The 1614-nt window shown below is 68.4% G+C and carries 1 protein-coding gene and 1 pseudogene; both read left to right on the forward strand.

The window, feature by feature from the left end:
* The first annotated feature begins 54 nt into the window (after positions 1 to 54).
* A complete protein-coding gene (locus EOA33_RS35005) occupies positions 55 to 1398 on the forward strand; it encodes a TldD/PmbA family protein (RefSeq protein ID WP_126055077.1) in 1344 nt (447 codons plus the stop codon).
* Positions 1385 to 1614: pseudogene (locus EOA33_RS35010) on the forward strand (3'(2'),5'-bisphosphate nucleotidase CysQ); the annotation flags it as partial. The gene EOA33_RS35005 and the pseudogene EOA33_RS35010, both read left to right, overlap by 14 nt.

Raw genomic sequence — 1614 nt, forward strand, 5'->3', positions numbered from 1 at the left:
ACAATAGATGGTGCGGCAGCCGCCCAATCGGGCCGAAGAGACAGGATCAAGTGCATGACCGACCAGCTCGACGCAGCGAAACTGACCGACCGCGTCGCGGCGCTCGTCGAGGCTGCGAAGCGCGCCGGCGCCGATGCCGCCGACGCAGTCGCCGTGCGCGGCCGTTCGGCCGGCGTTTCGGTGCGGCTGGGCAAGGTCGAGGGCACCGAATCGTCGGAGAGCGAGGATGTCGCGCTGCGCGTGTTCGTCGGTCAGCGGGTGGCGAGCGTCTCCGCGACCGCAGCCTCGAACCCCAAGGCGCTGGCAGAACGCGCCGTCGCCATGGCCAAGGTGTCGCCCGAGGATCCCTATCAGGGCCTTGCCGATCCCGCGCTTTTGGCCGGCAAGCCACGCGACCTCGACCTGTTCGACGCCACCGAGGTCCCGGCCGACGCGTTGAAGGAGGCAGCACTTGCTGCCGAAGCCGCAGCGCTTGCGGTGAACGGCGTCACAAATTCGGCCGGCAGCAGCGCCAGCGCCGGCCTCGGCGGGCTGGTGCTCGCCACCTCGCATGGTTTCGTTGGCCAGTACGTCGCCTCGCGCTTCTCGCGCTCGACCAGCGTCATCGCCGGTGCGGGCACCGGCATGGAGCGCGACTATGAGTTTTCTTCCCGCCAGCATTTCGCCGATCTCGACGCGCCCGAAGAAATCGGCCGCAAGGCGGGCGAGCGCGCGGTGCGCCGCCTCGGCGCGCGCAAGGCGGCGACCGGGCCGGTCGACGTGGTGTTCGATCCGCGCGTCGCGCGCGGCATCGCCGGCCATCTCGCCGGCGCCATCAACGGTGCGGCAGTGGCGCGCAAGACCAGCTTCCTGCGCGACATGATGGGAAAGCAGGTGGCATCGGCTGCAGTTACTATCACCGACGAGCCGCTCAGGCGACGCGGCCAAGCCTCGCGTCCCTTCGACGGCGAAGGCGTCGAGGGGCAGAAGCTGCTGATGGTCGACAAGGGCGTGCTGAACCACTGGTTCCTGTCGACCTCGGCGGCCCGCGAGCTCGGCCTGGTCACCAACGGACGGGGCGCGCGCAGCGGCTCCTCGGTCTCGCCATCCTCGACCAATCTTGCCATCGAGCCGGGCGAACGGGCGCCGGAGGATCTCATCAAGTCGTTGAAGAGCGGCTTCTATGTCACTGAAGTGTTTGGCCAGGGCGTCGACATGGTCACCGGCGAATACAGCCGTGGCGCCTCCGGTTTCTGGATCGAGAATGGCGAGCTTGCCTATCCGGTCGCCGAGGTGACGATTGCCTCGAATCTGAAGACCATGTTCCTCAACATGGTGCCGGCAAGCGACCTCGACCGCAATTTCGGCACCGCCGCGCCGACGCTGCTCATCGAAGGCATGACCCTTGCCGGCGCGTGACCCGCTCATCCTGGCCGGAGCGCGCGGGGACCTCGCCCTGCTGCGTGACGCCGCCCGCGAGGCAGGCGCGATCGCCATGCGCTATTTCGGCAACAGCCCGCAAGTCTGGATGAAGGGCGGCACCTCGCCGGTCAGCGAGGCCGACCATGCGGCAGATGCCTATCTGCGCGAGACCTTGCTCAAGGCGCGGCCGGACTATGGCTGGCTGTCGGAGGA

This window comes from Mesorhizobium sp. M4A.F.Ca.ET.050.02.1.1 (assembly GCF_003997725.1).
Classification (GTDB): domain Bacteria; phylum Pseudomonadota; class Alphaproteobacteria; order Rhizobiales; family Rhizobiaceae; genus Mesorhizobium.